This window comes from Bradyrhizobium sp. AS23.2 (assembly GCF_001908185.1).
In the GTDB taxonomy this organism is placed as follows: Bacteria; Pseudomonadota; Alphaproteobacteria; order Rhizobiales; family Xanthobacteraceae; genus Bradyrhizobium.
On the sequence record NZ_LGHM01000014.1, the window covers coordinates 1 to 24,280 of the forward strand.

Genomic DNA, 24,280 nt, shown 5'->3' on the forward strand with positions numbered 1-24,280 from the left:
CCCCGCCTGTCTCGAAGCGGGAGATTAACTGTGTCATTTCAGACCACTCTCTTCCCCAAGAACAATTATGCGACGAAGTGTGCAAGCCGCGAGCCAAGGATCCGGCTACGCGGCGAAGACGAGCGGTCTAAGCCAAAAGCGTTGATGCATATCTAAGGAGAATGGCAGCCAGTCTGGGGGGGCGTTAACCATGGGATACTGAAGCGGGGCACGAGCCTCTCGTTGATCCCGCCAGCTGTCGATTCCAGCGGAATGCTGCGGTTGAGCGGCAATATCCCGACCAGGCCGTTGCAGATCGATTTCAACTTGCTGTTCCAGAACGTCGGCGGCAGCTGGCGGCTCTATGGACTCTCGGTTGCCACGCCCGCTGCTGCGGCTCAATCCGTCACGCCGCAGGCGGAAGCCTCGAAGCGGTAGTCCCTGAACCGCCGCGCGCTGTTTGGCCATGGCCATCCTTCGCGACGTTCGCGCAAGCTCCTCGGGATGAGCGATCGAAGGCGGGTGATCACCCGCCCTTGACTGCCCCTGCAGTGAGCCCGGCGACGATCTGCCGCTGGGCCAGCACCGTGAGCAGCAGCACGGGGAAGGTGACGATCAGCGCGGCGGCGGCCAGCGGGCCCCAACTCAGCTGGTCGAACGAGATCATGTTGTAGACGGCGACGGGCAGGGTGCGTGTCTCGCGTCCCGCCAGCACGATGCCGAAGACGAAGTTGTTCCAGGAGAAGATCACGGCCAGGATGAAGGCGACCGCGATGCCCGGCCGGGCGATCGGAAGAGCGACGTGGCGGAACACCTGCCAGCGCGTGGCGCCGTCGATCAGTGCGGCTTCTTCCAGCTCCATCGGCGTGGTCTCGAAATAGCCGATCATGATCCAGATCACGATCGGCACCGTCACCACGAGGTGGATGATGATCTGCGGCACCAGCGTGCCGAGCAATCCCAGCCACTGAAACAGCAGGAAGAGCGGGATCAGATAGGACAGGCCGGGCGTGATACGAGCGATCAGGATCACGATCGCGGATTTGTGCGCGGCCATGCGCGCGATGCCATAGCCGGCGGGGACGCCGACGAACAGCGCCAGCGCGGTCGCGCTGCCGGTGACGATCAGACTGTTGATGAAATAGGTCAGGAAGCGGTTGGAGGCGAGCACGTCGGCATAGTTCTTCCACGCGAAATGCTCGGGGATGAACACCGGTGGGTAGGCGGCATTGTCGACCTCGAACTTGAGTGACAGCGAGGCCATCCAGAGGAAGAACAGGATCGCCGGGGACACGATGACGAACACCGCCAGCCACAAGCCGATCCTGCCGATGATCTGACGTGGGTTCATGCGCCGCTCGCGATCTCGGTCCACAGCATGCGCTGGCGGGCGTAGAGCATCACGGCCGCAAGCAGGACAATCAGGAGGAAAAACACGACCGCGATCGCCGAGCCGTAGCCGAGGTCGTAATAGGTGAAGGCGACGCTGTAGAGATAGATGTTGATCGTCTCCGACGCCGAGCCGGGGCCGCCCTGCGTGATCGCGAAGATGATGTCAAAACTCTTCACCGCGTCGATCATGCGGATCATGCCGGCGATGAACAGGAACGGCATGATCAGCGGCAGGGTGATGAAGCGGAACACCTGCCAGAGGTTGGCGCCGTCGATCTGTGCGCTCTCATAGGGTTCGGTCGGGATCGCGGCGAGGCCGCCGAGCACGATCAACATGACGAGCGGCGTCCATTGCCAGGTCTCGACCAGCACCAGCGAGGGAATGACGGTGGCGGGATGAAAAACCCAGAGCTGCGGCGGGATCCCGACCAGCGACAGCAGGTAGTTCAGCACCCCGAGCTGCGGATGGAACATCATGGTCCAGACCAGCGCGATCGCCACGGGCGTCGCCATCATCGGCATGATGAAGATGCCGCGCAGGAAGCCGCGGCCGGCGAACTTCTGGTGAAACACGATGGCTGCGAACGTGCCGAACACGAGTGGCAGCAGCACGGACAGCACGGTGTAGACTAGTGTATGTCCGATGGCCTCGATGAAACGGGGATCGCTCGTCAGCCGCAGATAGTTGGAGAGCCCGACGAAGGTGGTCGGCGAGCCGACCTTCCACTCGTTCAGGCTCATCCAGATGGTGAACACCCACGGGAAAATGATGATGGCGAGCACGACGACCAGCGCCGGCACCACGAACGGCCAGTAGGACGGCGGCCGCAACTCCTTCTCCGGCGCGGCACCTGACTGTGCCGCGGCCGGAGACGATTGTGTCAACGCACTCACGCCTTTTCGCTGCGTTCCAGGATCGGCCGGTATTGATCGTTGGCCTTCTTCAGTTCAGTCGCGGGATCGGCCCCGGAGAGGGTCGCGGTGAGCGCCGCGCCGACGATATCGCGGAACTCGGCGACCGGAATGACCACGGGAAGGCCGAGCTTGCTGATCTTGCCGGAATCGATCACGGACTGCAGCCACTCCTTGGGCATTTTGACGCCCTTCTGGACCTCCGCATCGTTCAGGATCGAGTTGCGGAACGGCACGCCGCCGCCGGCCTGCAGCAGCCGTGCTCCTTGCGCCTTCGAGACGACCCACTGGCAGAGCAGATAAGCGGCTTCCTTGTTCTTGCTCGCTGCGGCAATGCCGATGCCGTCGCCATAGGTGGCCGAATACTGGCCCTTCGGCCCGGCCGGCACGATGGTGTAGCCGACCTTACCGACGACGCGTGAGGCGGCCGGATCTTCCAGCGGCGGCGCCCAACCGACACCGTCGATCCACATCGCCGAACGTCCTTGTGTGAAGGAGGCCATCGACTCCATCCAGTTGAAGCCGGCGACGCCGGGCGGAGCGACTTTCGTCAGCAGCGTCTGATAGAGTTTTGTCGCCGCGACCGCTTCCGGACCGTCCGTGAGGATGTTGCCCTTGGCGTCGAGGAATTCGCCGCCATAGTTGAGGAAGAAGTTGGTCCACAACGTCATGTTGGCGTTGCGCAAGCCGCGCCCGACGAAGCCGTAGGTGCCTTCCTTGGCATCGGTGAGTTTTTCGGCAGCCGTGACCATCTCGTCCAGCGTCTTGGGCACGGCGACACCCTTCTTCTGGAATAGCTCCTTGTTGTAGTAGAGGATGAAATAGTCGACCGACCAGGGCAGCGACAGCATCTGGCCCTTGTCGTTCTTGGCGTATTGCAGGCCGGCGGCCGAGAAGTCGCTCTCGACGAGGTCGGGTGCGGTCAGCGTCGGGTCCTTCAAATAGGGCGTCATGTCGGCGAGCCAGCCGGCTTTCTCGAACTGCCGCTTCTGCACGTGATAGCTGAGATGGACGACGTCGAAGCTCGGCCGGCCCGAGGTGAGCTCGATGACGCATTTCTGGCGTTGTTGCTGCTCGGGAATCTGTTCGGATTCAACCAGGATGCCGGTGAGCTCGGTGAACTCCTTGACGTATTTTTGCAGGTTGTCGCCGCGGGGACCCTTGGCGAGGATCACCTCCAGTTTGGTCCCGGCGTACTTCTTCCAGTTGACCTCGGCGCGCGCCGGCAATCCGGTCAGGCTGAGCGCGCCAGCCGCGGCAGTGGCGGTCAACAGCGTACGGCGCGAGATGTTGTGGTTGGCCACTTCAAGTCCCTCCCTTTGGCTCATTTTCTTTGGGAAGGATACTAGAGCCATTTCCGCTCCGGTGGAATCGGAACGGGGCTCTAGATTCTTGTTTGACGCGTTTTCTTTGCGCGAACCGGTATCCACTTCGCTCGAAAACGCTCAAGCGACCGTGTCACGCCTGCCTAGTCCCAATCTCCGGATCAGGGACGCACAGCCGGCGTCTCCATTGGCAGGCCGCGCGCTCGTGACATCAGGTAGAGTTCGAGCGCGACCAGCTCAGGCGAGCCGTAATCATAGGCCTGGGCTCGGACGCCGCTCATGCAGCTGCGCAGCCGCCGCTCCAGCGATCCCAGCGTCTGCCACTCCAGGCGGTAGAGCGGATAGCCGGTCGGCTGCCCCTGCGTGATCGGCGCGCCCGCAAGACGCTTGTCGAAGTTGTCGTCGTGGCAATTGGTGCAGGCGAGGTTGAGTTGTCCCTCGCGCTGCATGAAGAGGTCGCGGCCCTGTTCGATGAACGGCTTGAGCTCTGGATCATCGGCGGCCGTGATTGCGACGCCGCGCGATTGGTGGGCGACGAAAGCGGACAGTGCCAGCAGGTCGCGGCTCTCATAGGGCAGCGGCGTCGCCTGCTGGTGATTGGCGCGGCAGAGGTTGACGCGCTGGTCGAGCGTGACGGGGCGCCCGCTCGCCTTGTCGAAGGCGGGGTAGTGTGCCGCGACGCCCTTCATGCTGCTGCGTGCATCGCCATGACAATCCGCGCAGGCCTTGTTCGCACTGCCGGTCTTCTTGCCCCACAGCGCCTCGCCATCGAGCACGAACAGCATGCCCGGATTCGTGGTGTCGTCATCCTGCATGGCGCGCGTGTCCGGGCCCATGAAGGCATAGCCGGAGCGGCGCGCATCGGGCGGGATTTCACCGGCGAGCAGGGCGGGGGCCGTGGCAAACAGAGTTGCCGCCGCTATCGCGCGCCAAAAGATCATTCGACCGTGATCGATGCCGACGCGGTGGACGAATAGCCGTTGTCGCCGATCCACTCGAACTCGAATTTGCCGCTCTCCTTGGCGACCGTGAAGAAGGACAGGTATGGGTTGGCAGCGATCGCCGGAAAGAGATCGGCGCGAAAGATCTCGGCGCCGTTGTAGCGGCAGGTGAAGCTCGTGATGATGTCGCGCGGCACGACGTCGCCGGCAGCGGTGTGGCGGAAGCCGGTCTCCATGATGTGCGAGGTCAGCGTGCGGATCTCGATGACGTCGCCGCGTTTGGCCTTTGCCGGAACGTTGATGAGGGCGGCCATCAGTTCACCTCCTCGGTACAGGCGGCCAGCGTCACGACGACGTCGGCCGCGACCTGCCAGAACGTGTCGTCGGAGAGGCGGGCGATCGCGACCACCTTCTGGGTATCGGCGAGCCGGATCCGGGTCGAGACCTGGGCGCGGCCGGAGGAGGGGCCGAGATGGAAATTGCCGATGTTCGGCTGCGGGTTCTTCTCGTTGAAGACGTGGATGCTCTTGACGTAGTCGTCCGCCGTCATCGGGTTTGCGACGCTCACTGTCATCGGCACCGTGTTGCCGTTCTCGACCAGCGGCGGAATGTCGAGCTTCACCTTGCCGGTGCGAATTGGTGCTTCACCGACGACGTTGCGAATTGCCGAGTTGAGCATCGCCGGTGTCGCCTCGAGCGGCCGCAGCGTGACGACCGGGATCGTGCCGGCGGCCGTGACGCCTCCGGCAAGGCTCAGGAATTGTCGTCGCGTGGTCGGCATGAACAGTCCTAGTCCCGAAGCGTTGCAAGAAAAGCCACGATGTCCTCGATCTCCGCGGCCGATAATATCGGCTTGCCGGCGAAATTGCGCCCGACGCGGACCAAGCCGTCCGCGCGATAATAGGACGGCATGATGGTCTGCGGGTTGAAGCGCGACGCATCGACCAGTCGAAGCCGCAACTGGCTCGCCGTCCAGCGGTTCCCGGCGCCGGTGAGGTCAGGGGCCAGGTCGCCCTGGAACCGCGTCTCCGGGAACGGGCCGGAATGGCAGAGAATGCAGGTGGTGGTGCGCGCAAGCACAAGCGCGCGGCCGCGCGCGGCGTCGCCGGGCGAGCCCGTGAGCGGTTCCGGAATGCCGTCGCCGACGATCTTGTAGGACGCAAGCTCGTCAGCGCTCGCAGCGCAGGCGAAGGCGAGACTGGCGGCGATCAGCGCTGCGATATGGGCGGATGATCTAGCCAAAGGTGTCCGCCGTGATGGTTTGAAACCAGCGCTCGGCCTCGGCCGCCTCGCGGGCGCGTAGCTCGCGCGGCGCATCGACCGGGCTCGTCGCGCCGCCCTCGACCTCGGCAAAGATGTCGCCCTTGGGCTGATAGTTGCCGGCGAGTGAAAAGCCGTAACCGGGGGCGACGGTGTTGTAGCAGACGCCGGTCAGCCGTGGCGCCTCAGGCGCCCGACCCGCGAGCATGCCGACGATCGCGCTGGCGCAGGCCTTGCCCTGGGCGCTCGCTGCCGACGCCGATTTGGGGATGCCGCCGCCGAGGCAGGCGTCGCCGATGACATGGATGTTTTTGATGAGCTTCGACTCGAAGGTGGCGGGATCGATCGGGCACCAGCCGGTTGCATCCGCAGTGCCTGCGATCTCGGCAATGCGCCCGGCGCGCTGCGGCGGGATGACATTGGCCACGTCAGGCATGTAGTTGCCGAATTCGGTGACGATGGTTCTGGTCGCGGGATCGACCGAGGTCACGCGGCCGCCTTGCGACAGGGCGATGCGCTCGATCATGTCGCCGTAAAGTTCCTTCCAGGCCTTCTCGAACAGCCGCTGTTGGGAAAAATTGTCCTTGGCATCGAGGATCAGCACTTTCGAGCGCGGCTTCTTCGTCTTCAGGTAGTGCGCGATCAGGCTGGCGCGCTCGTAAGGCGCGGGCGGGCAGCGCGAGGGATTGGCGGGGATCGCGATCGCAAAGAGGCCGCCATCGTCCATTGCCTCCAGTTGCTTCCGCAGCAGAAGCGTCTGCGCGCCGGCTTTCCAGGCGTGCGGCATCTTCTCCGCTGCGGCGTCGTCGTAGCCGGGCAGGGCTTCGATATGAAAGTCGATGCCGGGTGAGAGAACGAGGCGGTCATAGGCGAGCGCGGTGCCATCCGCCGTCGTCACGCTGTGCTTTTGCGTGTCGATGGTCGTCGCAGCCTGGGCGACGACAGTGACACCCTCGGCGGCGAGCTTGTCATGGCCGAACTGTTGCGCCTCGATCTCGCGCATGCCGGCGATCACTTCATTGCTGAAGGGGCAGGCGGTGATGACCTTGTTGGGTTCGATGAGGGCGACCTGCAAGTTCGCTTGCGCACGCTTGAGCGCGCGAGCACAGGCTGCCCCACCGAACCCGCCGCCGATCACGACAACGCGGCCCGCTGATTGCGCACGCAGGATCGAAGGAGCGGCGAACGATGTGGCCGCGGCGGTGATGCCGAGGACGGCATTCCGCCGTGTCAACGGCGCATTCATGAGCTTCATCCGGAAAGTGCTGCGGCGGCCGTTGTGGCCGCCGCGGCGTTTCTTAGGCGAAGGTGATGTTCTGGTCGCGCAGCGGCACCGAGCGGATGCGCTTGCCCGTCGCCGCGAAATAGGCGTTGAGCACCGCGGGTGCTGCGACGCCGATGGTCGGCTCGCCGACGCCGCCCCAGAATCCGCCGCTTGGTACCATCACCGCCTCCACCTTCGGCATCTCGTTGATGCGCATCGAGTTGTAGGTGTCGAAGTTGGTTTGCTCGATGCGGCCGTCCTTGACGGTGCAGCCGCCGTAGAACAGCGCCGAGAGGCCATAGACGAAGGAGCCCGCGATCTGCCGTTCCACCTGCGCCGGATTGACGATGTAGCCGGGATCGGTGGAGGCGACGATGCGATGCACCTTGATCTTGGTGCCATCGATCACCGAGATTTCGGCGGCGCCGGCGACATAGCTGCCATAGCCCATCACCTGCGCGATGCCGCGATAGACGCCCCGCGGCGCCGGCTTGCTCCAGCCAATCTTCTCGGCGACGGCATTGAGCACCGCCAGATGCTTGGGGTGACTGCCCATCAGCTTGCGGCGGAATTCGAGCGGGTCCTGGCCTGCGGCATGGGCCAGCTCGTCCATGAAACATTCCATGTAGATCGCGTTGTGATTGACATTCACGCCGCGCCAGAAGCCGGGCGGAACGTGCGGGTTGCGCATCGAGTGCTCGATCAGGAGGTTCGGCACCGAGTAGCCGAACACGGCCTCGCCGGATTGGGCTACGCCCTGGAATGCGGCCGGATCCATGCCGTTCTGCAGCGCTTCGGGGCGGAGCGAGAACAGAATCGACTGCCCGGACAGGCGGTAGTGCAGCGCGACCAGGTTGTTGTTGGCATCGAACGCGCCGGTCATCTTGCACTGGGTGACCGGGTGATATTTGCCGTGCGCCATGTCCTCTTCGCGCGACCACAACAGCTTGACCGGCGTGCCCGGCATCTGCTTGGCGATCTCGACGGCCTGGCGGACATAGTCCGTCATGCCGCGCCGGCCGAAGCCGCCGCCGAGCATCAACTTGTGCACATCGCACTTGTCCGCCGGCAGGCCCGAGGCTTCCAGCACCGCCGCGAACGCAGCCTCGCCATTCTGCGTGCCGCACCAGACCTCGCATTTGTCCGCCGTGTAGAGCGCGGTGGCGTTCATCGGCTCCATCGTGGCGTGGTTCTGGTAGGGATAGTTGTAGACGGCCTCGATCTTCTTGGCGGCGCCGGCAATCGCCGCCTTGGCGTCGCCGTTTCGGTTGCCGACATAGGCCGGTTGCTCGTTGTCGAGGCCCTCGGCCAGCCACTTCGCAATCGACTCGCTCGAGACCTTGGCGTTGTCGCCCTCGTCCCAGACGATCGGCAGCGCTTCCAGCGCGGTCTTGGCGTGCCACCAGGTGTCGGCAACGACCGCGACCGCGGAATCTCCGACCTTGACGACCTTCTTGACGCCTTTCATGCCGGCGACCTTGGCTTCGTCAAAGCTCTTCACCTTGCCGCCGAACACCGGGCAGTCCTTGATCGCGGCGTTCAGCATGCCCGGCAGCTTGACGTCGATGCCGTACACCATCGCGCCGGTGGTCTTGTCGGTGGTGTCGAGCCGTAGCAGGCCTTTGCCTGCGATGGTCCAATCCTTCGGGTCCTTGAGCTTGACCTCAGCCGGCGGCGTCAGTTTTGCCGCGGCCTCGGCGACCTTGCCGTAGGTCGTGGTCTGGCCCGAGGCCTTGTGGGTGATGACGCCGTTGGCGACGGTGCATTCAGAGGCCGGCACCCTCCACTCGTCGGCGGCGGCCTGGATCAGCATCACGCGCGCGGTGGCGCCGCCCTTGCGGACATAGTCTTGCGAGGTGCGGATGCCGCGGCTGCCGCCGGTCGAGAAGTCGCCCCAGACGCGCTTGCGGGCGACGCTCTGGCCAGGTGTCGGGTACTCGGTCGTGACCTTCGACCAGTCGCATTCGAGTTCCTCGGCGACGAGCTGGGCGAGGCCGGTGAGCGAGCCCTGACCCATCTCGGAGCGGGCGATGCGGATCACCACGGTGTCGTCGGGCCGAATCACGACCCAGGCATTGACCTCGGGCGAGCCGTCGGCGGCGCGAACCACGGCCGGTCCGCCGAAGGGGATGTCGAGGCCGATTGCGAGGCCTGTGCCGAGCGCAGCGCTTCCAATGACGAAGGCTCGGCGGTTCATTCTGGGAGAGACGTGCTTGTTCATGTGGCGGCTCCTTAGGCGCTTGCGATCGTGTGGATCGCCTCGCGCACCTGCTGGAAGGTGCCGCAGCGGCAGATATTGGTGATGGCCGCGTCGATATCGGCGTCGGTCGGCTTCGGTTTCTCGTTCAGCAGCGACGCGACGGCCATGATCATGCCGCTCTGGCAATAGCCGCATTGCGGTACGTCCTGGGCGATCCAGGCCTTCTGCACCTTGTGCAGCGTGTCGCCGGGGGCGAGCCCCTCGATCGTGGTAATCTTCTTGCCCGCGACCTCGCTGACCGAAACCCCACAGGAGCGGGTGGCGACGCCGTCGATGTGAACGGTGCAGGCGCCGCATTGTGCAATGCCGCAACCATATTTGGTGCCGGTCAGGCCGGCATTCTCGCGGATTGCCCAGAGCAGTGGCGTATCCGGCTCGACGTCGAGCGTGAAGGTTTTTCCGTTGATTGTTAGGTTTGCCATCGCAAGTCCCCTGATTGGCCAATCCACCGACTGGACTCAGGGGCGCAATGTGTCCGGCAAATTGGAACTGTTCAAATCAATAGTGTGAGGGGTAACTTCCTAAGAATCTGGCTGGTGCGGGAAGATTTTGGGACCGGCGGTGTTGTGCCATGCCCGGTTTCGGCGGGGGGCGCAGCCTCTCTCCGGCCGCAAACGCCCGGCTTAAAGCGACGTCCCAGCGTTTTCCACGCGGGAGCGGGCGACAGTTTGTCCCATTTGACGGGGTGCAAGACCGAAACGCTTTGCTACACTGTGTCCGAACCACAAGGAGTTCCATCAACGTGCCAAACCCCTGCAACGTGCTGATGCTCTATCCGCTCTTCACCGCGGAGTCGTTCTGGAGTTTTGGTGAGTCCTGCAAACTGATGGGCGTCCGGCGCCCGGCTGCTCCCCTCGGCCTGATCACCGTTGCGGCAATGTTGCCCAAGGACTGGACGGTCCGGCTGATCGATTGCAACACGGCGCCCTTTGGTGACGAGGATCTCGCCTGGGCGGACGTCGTCTTCACCGGCGGAATGCTGTCGCAGCAGGTCGATACGTTGCGCCTGATCGAGCTATGCCGTGCGGCCGGCAAGCCGGTGGTCGTCGGCGGTCCCGATCCCACCTCCAGCCCCCACATTTACGAAAGGGCGGACTTCCAGGTCCTCGGCGAGGCCGAAGGCGTGATCGAGGAGTTCATCGCGGCCTGGGACAGCGGGGCAAGGTCCGGCGTCTTCACGGCACCCAAGTTCCAGGCCGATGTCACCAAGACGCCGGTGCCGCGCTTCGACCTGCTCAAATTCGAGGACTATCTCTATCTCGGCGTGCAGTACTCGCGTGGCTGTCCGTTCACCTGCGAGTTCTGTGACATCATCGAACTCTACGGACGCGTGCCGCGGACCAAGACGACCGAGCAGATGTTCGTCGAGCTCGAGACCCTCTACCAGATGGGCTACCGCGGCCATCTCGACTTCGTCGACGACAATTTCATCGGCAACAAGAAGTCGCTGCGGCAGTTCCTGCCCAAGCTCGCCGAATGGCAGCGCGCGCACGGCTATCCCTTCGAACTGTCGACCGAGGCCTCGGTCAATCTGGCCGACGATCCCGAACTGCTGGAGCTAATGGGTGCCGCGAATTTCTTCGGCATCTTCGTCGGCATCGAAAGTCCGGATCCCGCGACGCTGGTCGCGATGCGCAAGAAGCAGAACACGCGGCGCAACATCGCCGAGAGCATCCACAAGATCTACGCCGCCGGAATGCTCGTCACCGCAGGCTTCATCGTCGGCTTCGACAGCGAGAAGGTCGCGATGGCCGATGCCATGGTCGATTTCATCGAGGAGGCGGCCATTCCCGTCTGCATGGTCGGGCTGCTCTACGCCTTGCCGAACACGCAGCTCACGCGCCGCCTCGCTCGCGAAGGCCGGCTGCATCCGGGGCACGATCTGACGCCGAAGGTAGGTGCCGACCAATGCATGGGCGGGATCAACTTCGATCCCGTCCGCCCGTTGCGGGACATCCTGAGGGACTACAAGACGGTGCTGGAGCGCGTCTACAGCCCGGCGGCCTATGCGAGCCGCATCGACCGCCTGATGACGCTGCTCGACCGGTCGAAGCAGCGCGACCAACTCGCCGAGGGCGACATTCGCGCCAGGATCGGGGCGATGGAGACGGTACACCGCGTGGTCACGGCGATTCCGGAGGCGCGCGGGCCGCTCTGGCAAACCTTCATGAATTGCGCCAAGCGCGACACATCATCGGCGCGGATCGCGGTGCAGATGATTGCCGCCTATGCGCATCTCGGACCGTTCTCGCGCAAGGTCATCGATGCCATCGACGCGCGTCTCGCAGCGCTCGACGACGAGACAGTCACCCCGCCGGTGACTATCGACGCGACGGCAGCCCGACACCTGGCTTGAGGGTCTTACTTCACCGCCAGCCGCAAGAAGCTCATCACGCTGCCGAGGGCGGCAAAGCCTGCGCCGAGCGCCAGCGCGACGGTGGCGCCGTTGTGTCCAGCCATAGCAAAGCAGGCCGCAGCGAGCGCTGCGCCCGTGGTTTGCCCCGTCAAACGCGCGGTGGCAACGATGCCCGAGGCGCTGCCGCCGCGGTGCGGCGGTGCGCTTGACATGATCGCCTTCATGTTCGGTGCCTGGAAGAAGCCGAACCCCATGCCGCAGATCATGATCCGCCAGACGATATCAGGGATGCTCGGGCTCGCCGGAAGCAACGCAAGCAGCGCCATGCCGAGGCCGAGCAGCACCAGTCCGATGCCGCCCAACAATCCAACTGCGTGGCGATCGGAGAGGCGGCCGGCGATCGGCGCCATGACGCCGACCACTAGCGGCCACGGGGTCATGAAGAAGCCGGTCTCGACCTGCGAACGGCCGAGCACGTCCTCGAAGTAGAAGGGCAGCGAGACGAAGGCGAGGCCCTGCACCGCGAAGGAGCAGACAGCCGTCGCCGCCGACAGCGCGAACATCGGCCGGCTGAACAGGTCGATCGGCAGCATCGGCGCGGGATGGTCCGCATGGCGCCGCGTCAGGATGAAGCCGAGCGCGAGCGCCGTGACGAGCTCGACCGCAACGAGGGCCGGCGACAGATTATGCGCGGCGCTGCCGATGCCCGTGATGAACAGGCAGAGGCAGGCAGCGGCAAGAAGCGCGCCGAGGAAATCAAACGCGTGATCCGCCCGCGGCGTCTTCGGCAGCATCGCAAAGCCGATGCCGATCGCGACGAGGCCGAAGGGAATGTTGACGGCGAACAGCCAGGGCCATGGGCCGATCGCCAGGATGGCGGAAGCGATCGAGGGGCCGAAGGTGAAGGCAGTGGCGACCACGAGCGCGTTATGACCGAAGCCGCGGCCCTGCATTCGGCCGGGATAGACGAAGCGCACCAGTGCGGTGTTGACGCTCATGATGCCGCTTGCGCCGACGCCTTGCAGCGTGCGTGCGACCAGCAGGCTGTCGAGCGACCACGCCACCGCGCAGAACAGCGAGGCGATGGTGAACAGGATGAGGCCGCCGAGATAGATGCGCTGGTGCCCGACGATCTCGCCGAGCGCGCCGAGCGGCAGCAGCGTCGCCACCAGTGTGATCTGGTAGACGTTGACGACCCAGACTGACTGCTCCGGGCTGACATGCAGGTCGGCGGCAATGGCGGGCAGCGCGATGTTGGCGATCGCGGTGTCGAGCGAGGCCATCGCCAGTGCGGTGAAGATCGCGGCGATCGCCCAGCGCCGCTGCACCTCGGGCAGGCCATCGGCGATCGGGTAGTCGGGCTCGCGCGCGGCGGCAGGTAACGTGATTGTCATTGCCTGCGCGTTGCTCCGGCGGCGTGGCTAAAGGGACTTCCGGCATGTACTACGGCCGAGGCCGCTTCCACAGGCATATGCGCGCATGCATTGTATGCGCGAAGGTCGGGCGATGACGCCACGCCCTGGCGTATGATTGCGCGAGCTGCTGCAATTTCAGGGAATCGCCATGCAAATCGTCGTTCTGCCGGGGGACGGCATCGGACCGGAGATCACGACCGCCACAACGGGCGTGCTGCGCGCGGCCTCGGAACGCTTCCAGCTCAATCTGCGCTTGGAGGAGCACGCGGTCGGACATGCGAGCCTCAGGCAGTTCGGCACGACGGTGCGCCCCGAGCTGCTCGACATCGTCCGCGCCGCCGACGGCCTGATGCTTGGCCCGACCGCGACCTTCGACTTCAAGGACGAGGCGCATGGCGAGATCAATCCGTCGCGGCACTTCCGCAAGAGCCTCGACCTCTACGCCAATGTCAGGCCTGCGCGCACCTATGCGGGGCGGCCCGGCCGGCTCGGCGATTTCGATCTCGTGGTGGTGCGCGAAAACACGGAGGGATTTTACGCCGACCGCAACATGGAGCAGGGCAATGGCGAGCTGCTGGTCACGCCCGATGTCGTGATCTCGCTGCGCCGGATCACGCGCCCGTGCTGCGAGCGCATCGCGCACGCCGCCTGCCGGCTGGCGATGAAGCGGCAAAAACACCTCACCATCGTGCACAAGGCCAATGTGCTGAAGGTCGGCGACGGGATGTTTCTGGACATCTGCCGCGAGGCGGCCAAGGGCTATCCCGGCCTCGAGGTCGATGACATCCTGGTCGATGCCATGATGGCACATGTGGTGCGCAACCCTGGCCGTTTCGACGTCATCGTCGCCACCAACATGTTCGGCGATATTATTTCCGATCTTACGGCCGAATTGTCAGGGAGCCTCGGTCTCGGCGGCTCCCTCAATGTCGGTGATCGCTACGCCATGGCCCAGGCGGCGCATGGCTCGGCGCCGGATATCGCGGGGCAGGACGTCGCCAATCCGGTGTCGCTGATCCTGTCGACCGCCCCGCTGCTGGCCTGGCATGGCGAGAAGAGCGGCGCCGTCCGCTACGAGGAGGCCGCGCGTGCGATCGAGGCGGCGGTGGCGAAGGCGATCGGCGAGGGCAGGGCAACGCGCGATGTCGGCGGCAAGCTCGGCACGATCGCGGCGGGCGCCGCGATCGCAGAGATCTTGCAGGCGGAGTGAGCGTCGTCTTCGCCTCTCCCGCTTGCGGGGAGAGGCCGGAATGCGCGCATTGCGCAGATTCCGGGTGAGGGGGACTCTCCGCGAGTTCGTCTGCCACCGTCTATGCGGAAGCAGCCCCTCACCCCGACCCTTTCCCCGTAAGAACGAGAGGGAGAAAAAAGGCGAAAACAACCCCATGCAAAGTAGAAGCAGGTTTGATCGATAAGGGATTTTCTAGCTGCGCGGCCGACGACATTCCGTGCTGCGACGGCGTTGACACGTCGGGCAAAACACCGGCACGATGTTATAGTGGCACCGGTCGGCGAAGAGATTGGCGTGTGCACACTCTTTCGTTCTGTGTAACCGAGGCTTCGCCCGTTACTTGATTTTAGCCAGGCACTCCCTCAGCTTTTCAAGCTCCGAACGAACTTGCGAATCCAGGACGCTTTGTAGTGCGGCCATGCCCCTGCTGGAAAACTCTGGGGAAGCCTTTTTGTCCAGATTTTGCTGCCAATCCCGGATTGCCACTTTCGTGGCCCTTTGGGCTGTCGACACTGCCTTAACGTACGTCTGTATGCATGCGTCAGCCTCGGAGCACGATTTGCACTCTTGAGCGGCGACCGGACTTGAAACAAGCAGCCCCAGCGTCGCAATGAGGACCTTCATCGATCTTTCTCCCTAAGTTTGGAAGGTCCCAGTGGCGGGACTGCTCCGGGAGTAGACGGCCGGGACCTGGCATTCTTGATCATGGCAACCCGCTCCGCCGTCAGATGACACGGTGAAACGCTGGGCACGCCAATTGGTTCGAAAGTGCAAATGCCCTAAGCGGCGCCACACCTTAATCGTTCTAGACGGCAGTGCGTCAAAAAACCGCTTCCCTCAATCTAGGCTTGTAGGCGGGAGGCTCAATCAAAGATTGTACGAATTGCATATATCTTGGGAGGATTGTCTTGGGGAATTTTGCCGCAATCGTGGCACGACGCGGGATGACTCGAATTTGTCGATGGTTGTGGTTACCGAGTGACAATGGACAGCGATGTTGACCAGGCCGTGTACCCATAAACTTGGCCGCGTGATGCAATGAAGGCTACGTCCGCTTTGCCGCGTTAGCAATCAAGCTCGCGTCGCTGCGCTATACGTCGCGAAGGGCCATTTTCGGACTCATGCACCGCAACAAAGGGGATCTCATTCGATCATCTCGTCGGCGCGCAAGTGGCTGATCACTCCGGCAGTCCTGCCTTTCGCAGCGCTTCGACGTATTTGGCGAAATCTTCCGGACGAAACCACGACACCCGATCCTTAAGATTGGAAACGCGCAACTCGGGATCGAGTTGAAGTGCTCGCGTAATCCACTTTCGCGCATCGTCTAGGCGCCCAGCGGCGGCGTTGCCAGCGGCAGCGACTCTGATAGCGCCTACAAAGTACGGCTGTTTCCGGCATGCCCTTTCCGCCAATTGCCAGGCCTCGTCATTCCGACCAGCAAGGAAATGAGCGAGTGCGGCAATATTCTCCATAAAGAACATCAGCGGATCGAAAGGGCTGATCCGCATGGCGCGCTCCAAGTGCTCAATACCGACCTCCGGATCGCCGAGAAGGGTTTTCAAAAAGCCGCTGGAGCTCCATGCTGCAGCTAGGTTCGGATTGAGAACAAGCGCGCGATCGGTCAACTCGGCGGCTGCTTCAACGTCGCCGCCAACCCAACCAATCGTCAGCCCGCTGAAAGAGAGCGCGACAGCGTCATCGTTGCCCAACTCCGCGGCTCGGCCGGCCAGCCGAATGGCCTCGGGTACCTCTTGCGCGCGGTCGGTCATCCAGCCATTTACCCTGCGCCAAAAGTAGCACCACGCGGCGAGCCCATAGGCTGAAGCGAAATCAGGGTCGAGCTTTATTGCTTTGTAGAATAGCTGCAGTGCCTCGGCCACGCCCTCTCTAGACCAGCGATGAACGCTCGCCAGCCCACGGAGATAATAGTCGTAGGCATCGAGGTTGTCGGTCGGCTTGTGCTTGGCACGTTCGATCTCGGCCTGTTCCAGCTTCGGTGCAATGGCGCCAATCACTCGCGATGTGACGTGGTCTTGTAGCTCGAATACGTCTTCGAGGCCGCCTTCGAAACGGTCTGCCCAGAGATGCGTGCCGGTCGAAGCGTCGATGAGCTGGCCGGTGATGCGCAGCCGGGTTGCCGCTTTGCGCACGCTACCCTCAAGTACGTAGCGCACCCCAAGTTCGCGGCCGACCTTTCGGATGTCGGGAGATTTGCCCTTGTAGGCGAAGCTCGAATTCCGCGCGATCACGAAGAGCCAGCGGATACGGCTGAGCGAGGTGATGATCTCCTCGACGATGCCGTCCGCGAAATACTCCTGCTCGGGATCGCCGCTCATGTTCTGAAAGGGAAGAACGGCGATCGACGGCTTGTCCGGCAAAACCGGCGCCGCTTCCGAGGACAGAGGCAATGTGCTGCCCCGGCTGGAACAGAGCAAGAGACGGTAGACATATATGGGGTGGACGATGTTCTTGAGGGCCTGCTCGCCCAGATCCTCGACATCGAACGCGATCTTGCCGCGCGCGTGATTGAGCACGGTCTGCGATATGCAGATGCCGCCCGGCTCGGCTAACCCCTCCAGTCGAGCCGCAATGTTGACCCCGTCGCCATAGAGGTCGCGCCCCTCGATAATCACATCGCCAAGGTTGATGCCAATGCGGAATTCTATGCGTTTCTCTGGAGGGACATCGGCATTGCGTTCGCGCATGCCCTGCTGGACCTCGATCGAGCAGGATACCGCATCCACGACGCTCGGAAACTCAATGAGAATACCGTCACCGGTCGTTTTCACGACGCGACCTCGATATTGCTTGTTCTTGGGGTCGATCAGCTCTCGGCGATATTCCTTGAGGCGGGCGAGCGTGCCGGCCTCATCCGCACCCATCAACCTGCTATAACCGGCAATATCGGCGGCGAGTATGGCGGCGAGTTTGCGCTTGACCTGATCCGAAGCCATGCGGGTTTCCCTCCCGGGATACCCTCTGCGGATCACCGCAGGTGGCGGGATAATATCACATCCATGCATCTTTAGCCGGAAAGTTCACCGGCAGTTGCCTCGCTCCACCAGACATTGGGGGCAAATTGCGCCTTTTCAAGCGTGTTGGGGACGCCGAGCAAGTGTGGACTTGGTAGATCGCCCCAAGTACTCTTCGCGGAGCCCGATCATCGAGCACTGATGGGGGCGGCAATGGCCAGCGTCGGAGAAGGCGGAGTCTCTCTCTCAGCGGGCACGGGGCAGCCCGAGACTGGCACGCCGCATCAGCGAGCGTCCGTGACCAAGGTTGTGGCGGCCGGCGTCATCGGCACCGCGGTCGAGTGGTACGATTTCCTGATCTACGGCACTGCCACTGCCCTGGTCTTCAGCAAGCTGTTCTTCCCGTTGTCCGATCCGGCGCTGAGTACCATCGCAGCGTTCGGCACCTACGCGGTCGGCTTCATGGCACGTCCGTTTGGCGCGGCGGTCTTCGGCCATTTTGGCGACCGGGTCGGTCGCAAGGCCATGCTTGCGATGACCATCGTCATCATGGGGCTTGGAACGTTCCTGATCGGCCTTCTGCCCACCTACGATCAGATCGGCATCGCGGCGCCAATACTGCTTGTCCTCCCGATTGGGAACCTAGCGGCCATCGGGATGTTCGCTGCTTTGTCGCAGGTGCCGGAATCGGATTTCCTCGCTTGGGCGTGGCGCATTCCGTTCCTGATCAGCATCGGGCTTGTCGCTGTCGGCCTTTATATCCGCCTGCACCTCGAGGAGACGCCGGTCTTCCGCGAGATCGAGGCTAGGAAAGAGGTTGCCCAGGTGCCGCTCGTTGAAATCCTTGCCCGGCATCGCCGCCCCTTCTTCACGGCAATCGGGCTGAAGCCATCCGAGGTGACCTATGCGATCGTCGCCGGCGTCTTTGCCATCAGCTATGTCACCGGCAACCTCGCCATGCCACGAAGCGTGATCATCAACGCGATCTTTCTCGCGGCCGTCGTGGCGCTCGTGATGATCCCGGTTTTCGGTTGGCTTTCCGACCGTATCGGCCGCAAGAGGATGTTCTATGCGAGCTGCGCGTTCGCGATGGCCTTCGCCTTCCCGATGTTCTGGCTGCTCGACACGAAGGATCCGTTGGCCATCACGCTGACGATCGTCACGGCCATCACGTTCGGTCAAATGATTGGGTTTGCAGTCGGCGCGCCTTGGTACTCTGAGCTATTCGCCGCGCGGGTGCGCTACAGCGGCGCGTCGCTCGGCTTCCAGATTGGCGCCGCCATCGGAGGTCTCACCCCATTTGCCGCGACGACTCTCATGACCTGGACCGGCGGCGCGACCTGGCCGATCTCGGTCTATCTCATCGTACTCGCCGCGATCACCCTCTCGGCGGCCTGGCTCGCGCCCGAGACAGCGGGTGGTGAATTGACCAGCTGATCGCGCCAAAAAAGGGAGCCGAACGTATGGCATCAGCGGGAACGTTGGCAGTCCGAATGCCGCGATTGGCGAGATGGATCGATATCGGCGTCTTCGACCGTGCGCGAGACGCCGACAAGGATGACGTCGGCCTCTTTCAGGCCTTCCACGTGCGTCATCATGCATCATAGTATAGTTCAGCGCATCGAACTCTATACTCTGGAGCCCGCTTGGGGGCGCGTAAATGTCCAAGCCATCTTTGATGACGCAAGCCGATCCAAATGAGGTTGCGAGAGCTGCGGCGATGGATTTTGCCCGCCGTCTCGTCCCACATTGGCGCAGGACACTCCGGACCGAACTGCTTGGCGCCTACCTCATCGGAAGCATTGCACACGCGGGTTTCAGCTGGCGTTACAGCGACGTCGACATTGCGCTCGTCACAGAGGCCGGACTGTCGTCGAAGGCGCAGGATAGAATTAGGGTCCAGGCTGTTGCACTGTCCGCCGATTGGGGGCCAAAGGTTTCCGTATTCTGGGCCGATCGCTACTTTTCGATCGGCCGGTTCCCGCCGCTGGATCGCATCGACTATCTCGATCACGCGGTCGCGCTGATGGAGCGCGAATGCATCAAGCCAACGCGACCTACGCTCGCCGAGATACAAGAATATCTGCGCGGCGAGCCGTTTGCGAGCTGGGCGGACCGCGCAAGAAGCTTCGCCGCAGCCGACGCTCTCGAACCCAAGCATCGCAAGGACTATCTACGAACGCTGCTCTATCCGGCGCGCTTTTGCTACAGCTGGACGACTGGGCTGATGGGTTCAAACGATGACGCGGTGGCGTTTGTCAACGAAAGCCACCCTGGACGGCTCGACGTCGACCTGATCACGCGCGCGCTCGAATGCCGCCGGGCTGCTCGCGACCCCGATACCCTATTCTCAGCACGAACGACGCTACCGTCTCAGATTGATGCGTGCACCTCACTCTTCGCAGTTGAACGCGATCTTTAAACACAGTGCGCCGTAGTTCCTCCCGCACAGGAAGCGAGCAACGCAACCAGTGTCCCAGCGCTGAGGCTCCGTTGTCCTCAACGAGTCGACTTTGCGGCCGACGGTGGGCTGGCCCAAATCGGTCTTGGCCCAAATTAGACATTGCGCCGCCTTCAAGGGCGGGCGTTCGCGGCTGCGCCGAAGCGAGGCCAACCTCCGATAGTTGTTTGTGTTGGAGGTCAGTATTGAGAGCGAAATTCGACAAATCCGCAGCACTGGCGCGCGAGCAGCCGCTGTCCGCAAGTCTTGTGGCAAGGCGCTACACGAGACGATTGAGCGCGGCATGAAGCCTCATTCGATGGTCGCAGCGTCGAGTTTAATTAGCTGCTTGACTAACATCATCGACCGCTCTCATATCAAAAAAACATCAGGCGCAGCGCGCCATTGGGACGGAAATGCTTGATTTCACGCAGCAGCTGATTAGCGGCGTCGCGCTCGGGTGCGTCTATGGGCTGATCGCGCTTGGATTCGTGCTGATCTACAAGGCCACCGAAGTCGTGAATTTCGCGCAAGGCGAGATCATGATGCTCGGCGCCTTCATGTCGGTCACCTTCATCACGACGCTCGGGCTGAACTACTGGCTATCGTTCCTGTTGTGCGTGATCGCGATGGCGATCCTCGGCGCGATCATGGAGCGGCTCGTGCTCCGTCCCATCCTCGGCTACCCGCAATTCTCGATCGTGATGGCGACGATCGGTCTCGGGCTCGTGATCCGCGCGCTCGTCGGCATCATCTGGGGCACCGACGACTTACGGATCGAGACGCCATTCACCGACGGCGTGTTCAAGATCGGCGCGCTGGTCATTGCATGGGACGCGCTCTCGATCATCGTCGCAACGATACTGCTTTGCGCGGCGCTCTACGCGTTCTTCCGCTTCACGCGGGTCGGCATTGCGATGCAGGCAACTTCGCAGAACATGCTCGCGGCCTACTACATGGGCATTCCGGTCAAGCGGATGTTCTCGCTGATCTGGAGCCTCTCCGCCATGGTCGCGTGCGCCGCCGGGATCCTGCTCGCGCCGATCACGCTGATCCACGCCAATCTCGGCTTTCTCGGAATCAAGGCGTTTCCCGCGGCCGTCCTCGGCGGCTTCGGCTCGATCCCCGGCGCGGTGGCCGGCGGCATCACGATCGGCATCGTCGAGTCGCTGTCCGGCTTCTATCTGCCGGAAGGTTTCAAGGACGTTGCGGCCTATGTCGTCCTGCTCGCGGTGCTGCTGTGGAAGCCACAGGGCCTGTTTGGCCTCAACGCCGTCAAGAAGGTGTAAGGCATGGCGCATCATGTCCGCACCGATTACGGCGATAGCGATCCGCTGTTTCCGTCGAAGGCTGCAGTTTTCTGGTACGCCGTCCTGATCGCGGGCCTGATCGCCGCGCCTTACCTGCTGGAATCCTATTACCTCAGCCAGCTCGTCTTCATCATGATCTACGCGATCGTCGGCGTGGCGCTGAACATCCTGTCCGGCCAGGCCGGACAGGTCTCGATCGGTCACGCCGCCTTCCTCGCGATCGGCGCCTATTTCACCGCCGTTGCCCAGAAGTATGGTCTTCCGCTGGTGCTTTATCTCCCGCTCGCCGGTGTCTTCACCGGGATCGCCGGCTACCTCGTCGGCCTGCCGGCGCTCCGCCTGCACGGGATCTATCTCGCCATCGCGACGCTTGCCTTTGCCTTCATCGTGGAGGAGATCATCGCGCGGTGGGAGAGCGTCACCAATGGCAACGAAGGCCTGATGCTTCCGCCGCCGTCCTTGTTCGGGCTGAAGCTCGGTACGGAAGGCTTCTATTACCTCTGCCTGCTCGTCACCGTGTTGGTGGTTCTCGCCGCCATCAACATCATCCGGTCCTCGACCGGGCGTTCCTTCATGGCGCTCCGGGACTCCGAGACCGCCGCGCGCAGCATGGGCATCGACACCGCCCGCTACAAGACCACCGCCTTCGCGCTGTCCGCCGGCATTACCGGAATCGCCGGTGCCCTCTATGCGCACAAGATGTCGTTCATCTCGCCCGAGATGTTCAGCCTGTCGGTCTCGATCGATTTCGTCATGATCATCATCATCGGCGGGCTTGTGAGCCTGAGGGGCGCGGTATTCGGCGCGATCTTCATGATCATGGCCGATCCGCTGCTCATCATCCTCAAGGACCAGCTGCCGCTGTGGGCCGACATGGTGACGCACGGGTTGTACCTGCCTGACAGCGTGAACCAGGCCGTTCAGGCCGGTGTGTCGCGCGTGGTCAACGCGCCGGGTCTGAAGTCGCTGATCTTCGGCATCATCATCATCGTCTTCATCATCTACGAACCGCTGGGCCTCGATGGCCGATGGCAGCGCGTGAAAGCATATTTCAAGCAGTTTCCGCTGGCGCGCCAACGTAGCGCCCGTCCACCCCGCATGTTCCTGAAGTCCGAGCGACGATGACCTTCTTCGACGTCAAGAACCTGACGGTGAAGTTCGGCGGCCTCACGGCCGTGGACAATGTCTCGTTCGGCATCAACGAGGGCGAGGTCTTCACCATCATCGGGCCGAATGGCGCGGGAAAAACCACGCTGTTCAATCTCATCAGCCGGCTCTACACGCCGAGCGCGGGCCAGATCATCTTCCGCGACGAGGACGTCACGCGGCTCTCGGCCCAGCAGATTGCCGGGCGCGGCATCGCGCGCACGTTCCAGAACATCGAATTGTTCGAGAGCGCCTCCACCTTGCAGAACCTTCTGGTCGGCCGCCACCGGCATTCGACCACGCGCACCTGGCAGGACATCCTGCGCACCAGGAAGGTCCGCGAGGAGGAGGTCGCGCATCGGCGCGCGGCTGAGGAGGTCATGGACGTGCTGCGGCTGCAAAGATACCGCGACACCACGATCGGCAATCTTCCCTACGGCGTCCGCAAGGTGATCGAGGTCGCGCGCGCGCTTTGCGTCGGACCGACGCTGCTGCTGCTCGATGAACCCTCGTCCGGCCTCAACGTCGAGGAAACCAATGCGATGGCGGAGTGGATCCTGGAGATCAACCGCCGTCTGCGTGTCACGGTCCTGATGGTCGAGCACGACATGTCGCTGGTCAGCCGCGTCTCCGACCGCGTGCTCGCGCTGAACTACGGGAAGATGATGGCGCTCGGAACTGCCGCCGAGGTTCAGGGCCATCCCGACGTCATCGCGGCCTATCTCGGGGCATGACGATGGGCACCGCACAACCGATCCTCCGTCTCGCCAATGTCGAGAGCACCTACGGCCCGATCACCGCGATCCGGGGCATCAGCCTCGACCTGATGCAGGGACAGATCGTGACCGTGCTTGGCGCCAACGGTGCCGGCAAGACCAGCATTCTCAAGACCATTTCCGGTGTGCTCGACCCAGTGAAGGGCACCGTCGAGTTCGAGGGACGAAAAATCCGCTCGATGGAGCCCGACAAGGTCGTTCGGCTCGGCATCAGTCACGTACCGGAAGGGCGCGAGGTGTTTCCGTTCCTGTCCGTCCGCGACAATCTGCGGATGGGCGCCTACATCCGCAACGACAGCAAGGCCGTCGCCAGCGACCTGGAGAAGGTGTTCGACTATTTCCCGGTGCTGCGCGAACGGCAGAACCAGATCGCGGGACAGCTCTCGGGCGGCCAGCAGCAGATGCTGGCGATCAGCCGGGCCCTGATGAGCCGTCCGAAGGTGCTGCTGCTGGATGAGCCGTCCCTCGGGCTCTCGCCGCTCCTGGTGAAGGAGATCTTTACGATCATCCGCCGCCTCAACGCGGAGGAGGGCGTCTCGATCCTGCTGGTCGAGCAGAACGCGAAGATGGCGCTGGAGACGGCGCACTACGGCTATGTGCTCGAGGTCGGCCGCGTGGTGATGCACGACGCCTGCGCGAACCTGCTGCAGTCCGATCAGGTGCGGGAATTCTATCTTGGTATGCACAGTGAAGGTGGTCATGGCGGGCGGCGCTGAAACCGAGGCACTCTCGGCACGTCTTACCGCAGCCCTCGCGGCGCACGGCGGCGCGACGGTGATGCGCTCGAAGCGCTACGGGCTCTGGCAGCCGCTCAGCGGCATGGAGACCGCGACACGCATCGCTGCGATCGCGCGCGGCTTGCGCGCCGTCGGTCTGCAGGATCGGGACGTCGCGGCGATCTGTGGCGACACCTGCGCGGATTGGGTGCTCGCCGATCTCGGCATCATGGCCGCCGGCGGGGTCTCGACCGGTCTCGACGCCGATGCCGATGGCGACGAGCTGGCGCGTCTGGTCAATCTCTTCGGCGTCACCGTTCTCTTCGTCGCCGGCGATGCGCATCTGCACCGGGCGCTCGGCATCCGCGATCGCTGCCCGAGATTGCGGCTGATCGTCGTCATGCACGAGCAATGGGACGATGGCGCGCGGGTGGATCACGTGATGACGCTGGCGGAGCTGCAGGCCCGCGGCGCAGGCGCTGAGCCTCTTGCTGCACCTGCCGACACTGCGATTGCCGCGATCGTGATGACGTCGGGCGTCACGGCGCCGGCGCGCGGCGCCTTGCTCACGCAGGCCGCGCTCGG

At 63.3% G+C, this 24,280-nt stretch carries 23 protein-coding genes and 1 pseudogene; 10 read left to right on the forward strand and 14 right to left on the reverse strand.

What is annotated here, in order from left to right:
* Positions 1-222: 222 nt before the first annotated feature.
* Positions 223-417 (forward strand): hypothetical protein, encoded by a 195-nt coding sequence (locus AC630_RS02930; protein ID WP_143197764.1) that lies wholly within the window; start codon positions 223-225, stop codon positions 415-417.
* A gap of 88 nt (positions 418-505) precedes the next feature.
* Here AC630_RS02930 and AC630_RS02935 read toward each other — a convergent pair whose 3' ends face one another.
* From AC630_RS02935 to AC630_RS02980, 10 genes are all read right to left on the reverse strand, one after another.
* Entirely contained in the window at positions 506-1,330 is an 825-nt protein-coding gene (locus AC630_RS02935; protein ID WP_074116989.1) for a carbohydrate ABC transporter permease, read from the reverse strand.
* On the reverse strand, positions 1,327-2,265 hold the full coding sequence (locus AC630_RS02940) for a carbohydrate ABC transporter permease (RefSeq protein WP_074116990.1): 939 nt from the start codon (positions 2,263-2,265) through the stop codon (positions 1,327-1,329). The genes AC630_RS02935 and AC630_RS02940 overlap by 4 nt, the downstream gene beginning before the upstream one ends.
* Positions 2,262-3,611, reverse strand: a complete 1,350-nt coding sequence (locus tag AC630_RS02945; RefSeq protein WP_074116991.1) for an ABC transporter substrate-binding protein — start codon at positions 3,609-3,611, stop codon at positions 2,262-2,264. Before AC630_RS02945 ends, AC630_RS02940 begins: the two co-directional genes overlap by 4 nt.
* A gap of 158 nt (positions 3,612-3,769) precedes the next feature.
* Entirely contained in the window at positions 3,770-4,549 is a 780-nt protein-coding gene (gene soxA / locus AC630_RS02950) for a sulfur oxidation c-type cytochrome SoxA (protein ID WP_074116992.1), read from the reverse strand.
* Complete coding sequence (soxZ, locus tag AC630_RS02955; RefSeq protein WP_074116993.1) at positions 4,546-4,863, reverse strand: thiosulfate oxidation carrier complex protein SoxZ; 318 nt, start codon at positions 4,861-4,863, stop codon at positions 4,546-4,548. The genes soxA and soxZ overlap by 4 nt, the downstream gene beginning before the upstream one ends.
* Entirely contained in the window at positions 4,863-5,330 is a 468-nt protein-coding gene (locus tag AC630_RS02960; RefSeq protein ID WP_074116994.1) for a SoxY-related AACIE arm protein, read from the reverse strand. The genes soxZ and AC630_RS02960 overlap by 1 nt, the downstream gene beginning before the upstream one ends.
* A gap of 8 nt (positions 5,331-5,338) precedes the next feature.
* Positions 5,339-5,791: a sulfur oxidation c-type cytochrome SoxX gene (soxX, locus tag AC630_RS02965; RefSeq protein WP_074116995.1), complete on the reverse strand. Its 453-nt coding sequence runs from the start codon at positions 5,789-5,791 to the stop codon at positions 5,339-5,341.
* On the reverse strand, positions 5,784-7,055 hold the full coding sequence (locus tag AC630_RS02970; RefSeq protein WP_074117008.1) for an NAD(P)/FAD-dependent oxidoreductase: 1,272 nt from the start codon (positions 7,053-7,055) through the stop codon (positions 5,784-5,786). The genes soxX and AC630_RS02970 overlap by 8 nt, the downstream gene beginning before the upstream one ends.
* A 52-nt stretch (positions 7,056-7,107) precedes the next feature.
* Complete coding sequence (locus tag AC630_RS02975; RefSeq protein WP_074116996.1) at positions 7,108-9,294, reverse strand: xanthine dehydrogenase family protein molybdopterin-binding subunit; 2,187 nt, start codon at positions 9,292-9,294, stop codon at positions 7,108-7,110.
* A gap of 11 nt (positions 9,295-9,305) precedes the next feature.
* Positions 9,306-9,755 (reverse strand): (2Fe-2S)-binding protein, encoded by a 450-nt coding sequence (locus tag AC630_RS02980; RefSeq protein WP_074116997.1) that lies wholly within the window; start codon positions 9,753-9,755, stop codon positions 9,306-9,308.
* A 314-nt stretch (positions 9,756-10,069) separates the two neighbouring features.
* On the opposite strand from AC630_RS02980, the gene AC630_RS02985 reads away from it, so the two are divergent.
* Positions 10,070-11,689 carry a B12-binding domain-containing radical SAM protein gene (locus tag AC630_RS02985; protein WP_074117009.1) on the forward strand — a complete coding sequence of 540 codons (1,620 nt, stop codon included), beginning with the start codon at positions 10,070-10,072 and terminating at the stop codon, positions 11,687-11,689.
* Between the two features lie 5 nt (positions 11,690-11,694).
* On the opposite strand, the gene AC630_RS02990 is transcribed toward AC630_RS02985, so the two are convergent.
* Positions 11,695-13,083 (reverse strand): MFS transporter, encoded by a 1,389-nt coding sequence (locus tag AC630_RS02990; RefSeq protein ID WP_074116998.1) that lies wholly within the window; start codon positions 13,081-13,083, stop codon positions 11,695-11,697.
* A gap of 169 nt (positions 13,084-13,252) precedes the next feature.
* Between AC630_RS02990 and AC630_RS02995 the strand changes: the two genes are divergently transcribed.
* Complete coding sequence (locus tag AC630_RS02995) at positions 13,253-14,314, forward strand: isocitrate/isopropylmalate dehydrogenase family protein (protein WP_074116999.1); 1,062 nt, start codon at positions 13,253-13,255, stop codon at positions 14,312-14,314.
* Positions 14,315-14,671: 357 nt separating this feature from the next.
* Here the strand turns inward: AC630_RS02995 and AC630_RS03000 are convergent, their stop codons facing one another.
* Both AC630_RS03000 and AC630_RS03005 read right to left on the reverse strand, forming a co-directional pair.
* A complete protein-coding gene (locus AC630_RS03000) occupies positions 14,672-14,959 on the reverse strand; it encodes a hypothetical protein (RefSeq protein WP_074117000.1) in 288 nt (95 codons plus the stop codon).
* Between the two features lie 554 nt (positions 14,960-15,513).
* Positions 15,514-17,289: an adenylate/guanylate cyclase domain-containing protein gene (locus AC630_RS03005; RefSeq protein ID WP_074117001.1), complete on the reverse strand. Its 1,776-nt coding sequence runs from the start codon at positions 17,287-17,289 to the stop codon at positions 15,514-15,516.
* Between the two features lie 315 nt (positions 17,290-17,604).
* On the opposite strand from AC630_RS03005, the gene AC630_RS03010 reads away from it, so the two are divergent.
* The gene (locus tag AC630_RS03010; RefSeq protein ID WP_245330242.1) at positions 17,605-18,744 is read left to right on the forward strand and encodes an MFS transporter; all 1,140 of its coding nucleotides are present in this window, start codon (positions 17,605-17,607) and stop codon (positions 18,742-18,744) included.
* Between the two features lie 37 nt (positions 18,745-18,781).
* Here the strand turns inward: AC630_RS03010 and AC630_RS43335 are convergent.
* A pseudogene (locus AC630_RS43335) lies at positions 18,782-18,930 on the reverse strand (kinase/pyrophosphorylase); the annotation flags it as partial.
* 37 nt (positions 18,931-18,967) lie between these two features.
* Here AC630_RS43335 and AC630_RS03020 point away from each other — a divergent pair.
* From AC630_RS03020 to AC630_RS03045, 6 genes are all read left to right on the forward strand, one after another.
* Positions 18,968-19,729, forward strand: a complete 762-nt coding sequence (locus AC630_RS03020; protein ID WP_143197770.1) for a hypothetical protein — start codon at positions 18,968-18,970, stop codon at positions 19,727-19,729.
* A 434-nt stretch (positions 19,730-20,163) separates the two neighbouring features.
* Positions 20,164-21,036: a branched-chain amino acid ABC transporter permease gene (locus tag AC630_RS03025; RefSeq protein WP_074117004.1), complete on the forward strand. Its 873-nt coding sequence runs from the start codon at positions 20,164-20,166 to the stop codon at positions 21,034-21,036.
* Between the two features lie 3 nt (positions 21,037-21,039).
* The gene (locus tag AC630_RS03030; protein ID WP_074117005.1) at positions 21,040-22,182 is read left to right on the forward strand and encodes a branched-chain amino acid ABC transporter permease; all 1,143 of its coding nucleotides are present in this window, start codon (positions 21,040-21,042) and stop codon (positions 22,180-22,182) included.
* Positions 22,179-22,937, forward strand: a complete 759-nt coding sequence (locus tag AC630_RS03035) for an ABC transporter ATP-binding protein (protein ID WP_074117006.1) — start codon at positions 22,179-22,181, stop codon at positions 22,935-22,937. Before AC630_RS03030 ends, AC630_RS03035 begins: the two co-directional genes overlap by 4 nt.
* Before the next feature lie 2 nt (positions 22,938-22,939).
* A complete protein-coding gene (locus AC630_RS03040; protein WP_074117007.1) occupies positions 22,940-23,695 on the forward strand; it encodes an ABC transporter ATP-binding protein in 756 nt (251 codons plus the stop codon).
* A partial coding sequence (locus AC630_RS03045) for an AMP-binding protein (protein ID WP_143197771.1) occupies positions 23,679-24,280 on the forward strand: 602 nt, incomplete at its 3' end. The genes AC630_RS03040 and AC630_RS03045, both read left to right, overlap by 17 nt.